The organism is Haliea sp., assembly GCF_040222615.1.
Classification (GTDB): domain Bacteria; phylum Pseudomonadota; class Gammaproteobacteria; order Pseudomonadales; family Halieaceae; genus Haliea.
Genome location: NZ_JAVKCQ010000002.1, coordinates 1 through 5,365 on the forward strand (window position 1 = coordinate 1; position 5,365 = coordinate 5,365).

Sequence of the window (5,365 nt, forward strand, 5' to 3'; positions counted from 1 at the left end):
TGCGCGCAGCGCACGCCCACGCTGACCGGGCCCAGCACGCTGGCGTTGGCACTGCTGAAGGTTTCCAGTGGTTCACCACAGGCCTGCAGGCGCAGACGAGAGTCCAGCGGTCTCGCGCTCACCTCAAGATTGGCATAGCCCTGCGCCTGTGCCGCCTCCGTCGCGGCAAGTGTGGCAGCCGCCACGACGTCCTGCAGCGGATGCAGCGACTCGGCTCGTAGGTCGGCGCCGGACAGGCCGACGCTGGTGGCAGCGGCGAGCAGAGCAAGCGCGGTGGCGCGCCGGAAAATTGACATGAAGCCTCCCAAATGTGCCGTCAACGGGAGTTCAAGCAGGAATCATGCCACCTGATTGCGATCGCCGGCCACGCCGGGCGGGGCGGCAATTCTTGCCGCCGGGGCGGCAACCAGGCTGTCGAGCGCCGCTTTCAGCGGCCGTTGATATTCTCTAAGCCATTGTAAATTATGAATATTATTCTTTTGGCACGATTCCTGATGAGGTTTCCTGCGAGTGCTGTACGCACGGGGCAACAGAGGAGTGACAGACGATGAGTTTTACTGACCGGGTTTTTGGCGCGAGCGGGCAGGCCATGGCATTGCGCGCACAGCGCCTTGAGCTGATAGCAGCCAATCTGGCGAATCAGGACACGCCGGGCTATAAGGCGCGGGACATCGACTTCGTCGCTGCCATGCAGGCGGCGACCGCCAGCGGCCTGCGCCGCACCCATGCCCGCCACCTCGACGCCAGCGGTGGCATGGCAGGGTCTAACGAGCAGCCCCTCCTGTACCGCGTGCCCAACCAGCCGTCGCTGGACGGCAATACGGTGGACGCCCAGCGCGAGCACGCCGAGTTCATGGACAACGCCATCCGCTATCAGGCCAGCCTGACCATTCTGGACAGCCGCATCAAGTCCACACAGCGCGCGATAAGAGGCGAGTAACCATGAGCCTGTTCAATATCATGGCGGTATCCGCATCGGCCCTTGAGGCACAGAGCGTGCGGCTCAATACCATCTCCAGCAACCTGGCCAATTCCCAGGTCGTCAGCAGCACCCCGGAAGGGGCCTACCAGGCGCGCTATCCCGTGTTTGAAACCATGCTCCAGGACAGCTTTGCTGACGCAGACGGCGCCGCAGCCGGTGTGCGCGTGACGGAGATCTTTCAGTCGACGCTGCCCCCGCGACAGGAGTTCGCGCCCTCGCACCCGCTGGCCAACGAAGAGGGATATATCTACCGCTCCAACATCAACCCGGTGGATGAGATGGCCAACATGATATCCGCCTCGCGCTCCTACCAGAGCAGCATCGAGGCCATGAACACAGCCAAACAGCTTATCCAGCGCACCATCACGCTGGGCCGATAATCACAGAGGACGACACCGATGACCACGCTCGCCGGCATCAATGAGCTGTTTCCGCAACCGGAAGCGGCAACGCGACAGGCCAACTCCGTTGAGGACATGGGTTCGGAGGCGTTCCTGACGCTGATGGTCGCGCAGTTGAAAAACCAGGACCCCACCAAGCCGCTGGACAACATGGATTTCATGGGCCAGTTGGCGCAGTTCGGCACCGTGTCGGGCATTCAGGACCTGAACACCGGTTTCGGTGGACTGGCGTCGGCGCTGACCGGCAGCCAGGCACTGCAGGCGGCCAATCTGGTGGGCCGCGATGTCGTCACGGAAGGCAATGTGGGGCTGCTGCGTCCGGTTGAGGGCAGTGGCGAGGAGGGCGATGAACCCGCCCTGGCACTTGATGCCACAGTCGCTTTTAACGGCAACGCCACCTCGGCCACCCTGTTTGTGCAGGATATGACGGGCCGGCTGGTGTACAGCGCGGCACTCCCCCCCGGCGTGAACTCTGACTTCCGGGTGCAGTGGGATGGCCGCGACGGCAGCGGTGCGCAACTTGAGGCGGGCCAGTATCGCGTGTCGGTGGAGGCACTGGTGGGCGGTGTGTCCACCACGGTGCCGGTGTACGCCCACCAGCGGGTGGATTCGGTGGCGATTGCCGCGGGTTCCGGTGAAGTTGCCCTCAACCTGGCCAATGGCCAGACCGTGGGCATGAACACGATCAAGAGTATTTTGTAACAGCGTTGGGCCCGCCGGGACCGCGCTACACAGTTTGTTGAGCCAGGAGAGAGACAATGGCCTTTGATACCGCAATTTCAGGCATTAACGCTGCGAGTGCAGACCTCAATGTTATCAGTAACAATATCGCCAATGCCTCGACGGTGGGTTACAAGACCTCCCGCGCGGAATTCGCCGACGTGTTTGCCACCAGCCTGCTCGGCGCCGGCGGCAACGCCATCGGCAAAGGCGTGAGCCTGTCGGCGGTGACCCAGGAGTTCGGACAGGGCAACATCAGCTTCACCGACAACGCCCTGGACCTCGCCATCAGCGGCGGCGGCTTCTTCCAGCTCAGCGTTGACGGCGCCCTGCAGTACACCCGCGCCGGCAACTTCAAGGTCGACCGCGAGGGCTTCGTGGTCAGCAACAATGGTTCGCGGCTGCAGGGGTTTCAGGTGAACTCGGTGGGCGACGTCACCGGGCAACTCGGTAACATCCAGATCGATACCTCGCTACTGGATCCGAATCCGACCGGCCTTGTGGACCTCACCTCCAACCTGGATTCCCGCGAAGTGCCACCCACGGTGCCGTTTGGTGGCCCCTTTGATGCCTTCGCAGCGCCGCCCACCTCCCCGGACCCCAGTTCCTTCAACGCCACCACCTCAACCACGGTGTACGACGGCCTGGGCAACCCCCACGTGTTGAGCCTGTACTTCGTCAAAACGGCCACACCCAATGAGTGGGAAGTGCATTCATTGGTGGATGGCGTCACTACCTCAGGCCCCGACACGCTGACCTTCCAGTCCAACGGCCAGTTTGACCCGCTTACCCTGCCGGTAGAAGTGAACATCAGCGGTTGGCAGCCGTTGAATGCAGCGGGGGCGGGTACCGGTGCGGACCCGCAGGACATTACGGTATCCCTCTCTGATACGACACAGTTCGGCACACCCTTCGCAGTGAGCAGTGTGGTCCAGGACGGCTTTGCCGCCGGCCAGTTGCGCGGCCTGGAGATCGATGCCACCGGTATCGCCTTTGCCCGTTTCACCAACGGCGAGTCGCGCGCACTGGCGCAGATTGCCCTGGCCAACTTCAACAACCCCAATGGCCTGCAGCCCATTGGCGACACCAACTGGGTGGAGACCTTCGCCTCGGGACCCTCGAACGTCGGTGCTCCCGGTACATCGGGCCTGGGTGTCATCCAGTCGGCAGCACTGGAGGAATCCAACGTGGAAATCACCGCGCAGCTGGTCGACCTGATCATTGCCCAGCGCAACTTCCAGGCCAATGCGCAGGTGATTCAGGCGGAAGACGCGGTCACCCAGACCGTGATCAACCTGCGATAAGCAGCGTAGAGCCTGACTGATGGACCACTTCGTCTATATCGCCGCCTCCGGTGCCCAGGAAATGATGCTGGCGCAGGCCGCCAACAGCCACAACCTGGCCAACGCGGCCACGCCAGGCTTCAAGGCCGACCTGGTAAACGCGGAAAGCCGCTATCTCGACGGCGTGGGTGTTGCGAGCCGCGTGTACACGATCGAAACGCGCAAGGGCACCGATCTGGCAGCGGGCAGCCTCGAGCAAACCGGCCGCGACCTCGATGTGGCGATTGTTGGCGAGGGCTGGATCGCAGTACAGGCACCGGATGGCACCGAGGCACTTAGCCGGCGCGGCGACCTGCGGGTGGATGAGTTCGGGCAGCTGGTCAACGGTGGCGGGCAACCGGTACTCGGCGAACGCGGGCCTATTGCCCTGCCACCCTTCAGCTCGTTGACCGTGGGTGCCGACGGCACGGTGTCCATTGTGCCGCTGGGCGAGCAGATCAATGCGGTGGCGGTGCTCGACCGCATCAAGCTGGTAAACCCACCGGCGGAGGCGATCGACAAGGGCACCGATGGTCTGCTGCGCGCGGGCGATGGCCTCGTATCCGAGCCCGCGGCGGAAGTGCGGCTGGCCTCCGGCATGCTGGAGGGCAGCAACGTCAATCCCGTGTCCGCCATGGTGCACATGATCGAATTGGCCCGGCAGTACGAAATGCACGTGCGCATGATGTCCACCGCCCAGGAGCTGGACACGGCGTCAACCCAATTAATGCGACTCGAATAAGGAATTCAGGCCATGTCACAGTCATTGTGGATTTCCAAAACCGGCCTCGACGCGCAGCAAACGCGCATGTCGACCATTGCCAACAACCTGGCCAACGTCGGCACCACGGGTTTCAAGCGCAGCCGCGCCATTTTTGAAGACCTGGTGTACCAGAATGTGCGTCAGGTTGGCGCGCAGTCCTCACAGGACACGCTGCTGCCCTCGGGCCTGCAGATCGGCACTGGTACTCGCGTGGTGGCGACCGAGAAGCTGTTCACCCAGGGTAATCTGACCAAAACCGACAACTCGCTGGACCTGGCCATTCAGGGCCGCGGCTTTTTCGAGATTCTGCTGCCCGACGGCACCCAGGCCTACACCCGCGATGGTTCACTGCAGATCAACGACCAGGGCATTGTGGTGACCTCTGCCGGTTACCAGCTGCAGCCCCCCATCACCATCCCGCAGAACGCCACCTCCATCAGCATTGGCGGTGATGGCACGGTATCGGTCACGGTGCCCGGCAGCGCGGCGGTAAGCCAGGTGGGTAACATCCAGCTATCGGACTTCATCAACCCGGCCGGCCTGCAGGCGCGGGGCGAGAATCTCATGGTTGAGTCCGGCGCCAGCGGCGCGCCGCAGCCGGGCAACCCGGGTATCAACGGCCTCGGCACCGTGGTGCAAGGCTATGTGGAAAGCTCCAACGTCAACGTGGTGGAAGAGCTGGTGAACATGATTGAAACCCAGCGCGCCTACGAGATGAACTCCAAGGCCATCTCCACCGCTGACCAGATGCTCCAGTTCGTCTCCAATAACCTGTAAGGAGTGACTGTGCCTGCTTCCTTGAAGTGTATGATCCTGGCGACTGGCCTGCTGGTTCTGGTCGGCTGTGGCGGCGTGCAGGAAAAAAGTAGCGAGCTGTACGGGCCGGTAGACCCCATCGATTACTCCTTGTTGCCGAAGCCGCCCACCAATGGCGGCGTGTATGTTTCCTCGCAGGCGATGTCGCTGTTCAGCGACACGCGCGCGGTGCAGGTGGGTGACATTGTCAGCGTGGTGCTGGTCGAGGCCACCACCGGCAGCAAAAGCAGTGACACCGAGCTGGACAAGAGCAGCGAAATCAACCTCACCAGCCCCACCGTCTTTGGCCAGCCGGTCACCGTGAACGGTCGTTACAACCTAGGTGTGGACATCAACGGCGCCAGCGCCTTCTCCGGCGAGG

General features: G+C 62.8%; 7 protein-coding genes and 1 pseudogene. 7 read left to right on the forward strand and 1 reads right to left on the reverse strand.

Going from position 1 to position 5,365, the window contains the following annotated elements; all coding sequences use genetic code 11:
• A pseudogene (locus RJQ10_RS00035) lies at positions 1-296 on the reverse strand (hypothetical protein); the annotation flags it as partial.
• 251 nt (positions 297-547) lie between these two features.
• Here RJQ10_RS00035 and flgB point away from each other — a divergent pair.
• From flgB to RJQ10_RS00070, 7 genes are all read left to right on the forward strand, one after another.
• The gene (gene flgB / locus RJQ10_RS00040; protein WP_350142350.1) at positions 548-940 is read left to right on the forward strand and encodes a flagellar basal body rod protein FlgB; all 393 of its coding nucleotides are present in this window, start codon (positions 548-550) and stop codon (positions 938-940) included.
• A 2-nt stretch (positions 941-942) separates the two neighbouring features.
• Positions 943-1,362, forward strand: coding sequence for a flagellar basal body rod protein FlgC (gene flgC / locus RJQ10_RS00045; RefSeq protein WP_350142352.1), 420 nt, complete (start codon positions 943-945; stop codon positions 1,360-1,362).
• Positions 1,363-1,380: 18 nt separating this feature from the next.
• Positions 1,381-2,085, forward strand: a complete 705-nt coding sequence (locus RJQ10_RS00050; RefSeq protein ID WP_350142354.1) for a flagellar hook assembly protein FlgD — start codon at positions 1,381-1,383, stop codon at positions 2,083-2,085.
• 56 nt (positions 2,086-2,141) lie between these two features.
• Positions 2,142-3,407 (forward strand): flagellar hook protein FlgE, encoded by a 1,266-nt coding sequence (flgE, locus tag RJQ10_RS00055; RefSeq protein WP_350142356.1) that lies wholly within the window; start codon positions 2,142-2,144, stop codon positions 3,405-3,407.
• A gap of 19 nt (positions 3,408-3,426) precedes the next feature.
• Positions 3,427-4,167: a flagellar basal body rod protein FlgF gene (locus RJQ10_RS00060; protein ID WP_350142358.1), complete on the forward strand. Its 741-nt coding sequence runs from the start codon at positions 3,427-3,429 to the stop codon at positions 4,165-4,167.
• Positions 4,168-4,179: 12 nt separating this feature from the next.
• Complete coding sequence (gene flgG, locus RJQ10_RS00065; RefSeq protein ID WP_350142360.1) at positions 4,180-4,965, forward strand: flagellar basal-body rod protein FlgG; 786 nt, start codon at positions 4,180-4,182, stop codon at positions 4,963-4,965.
• A 9-nt stretch (positions 4,966-4,974) separates the two neighbouring features.
• The coding region (locus RJQ10_RS00070; protein WP_350142362.1) for a flagellar basal body L-ring protein FlgH at positions 4,975-5,365 on the forward strand (391 nt) is incomplete at its 3' end.

Coding starts and splice junctions, on each gene's coding strand:
- flgB (WP_350142350.1), top strand. CDS start 548: ATGAGTTTTACTGACCGGGTTTTTGGCGCGAGCGGGCAGGCCATGGCA.
- flgC (WP_350142352.1), top strand. CDS start 943: ATGAGCCTGTTCAATATCATGGCGGTATCCGCATCGGCCCTTGAGGCA.
- RJQ10_RS00050 (WP_350142354.1), top strand. CDS start 1,381: ATGACCACGCTCGCCGGCATCAATGAGCTGTTTCCGCAACCGGAAGCG.
- flgE (WP_350142356.1), top strand. CDS start 2,142: ATGGCCTTTGATACCGCAATTTCAGGCATTAACGCTGCGAGTGCAGAC.
- RJQ10_RS00060 (WP_350142358.1), top strand. CDS start 3,427: ATGGACCACTTCGTCTATATCGCCGCCTCCGGTGCCCAGGAAATGATG.
- flgG (WP_350142360.1), top strand. CDS start 4,180: ATGTCACAGTCATTGTGGATTTCCAAAACCGGCCTCGACGCGCAGCAA.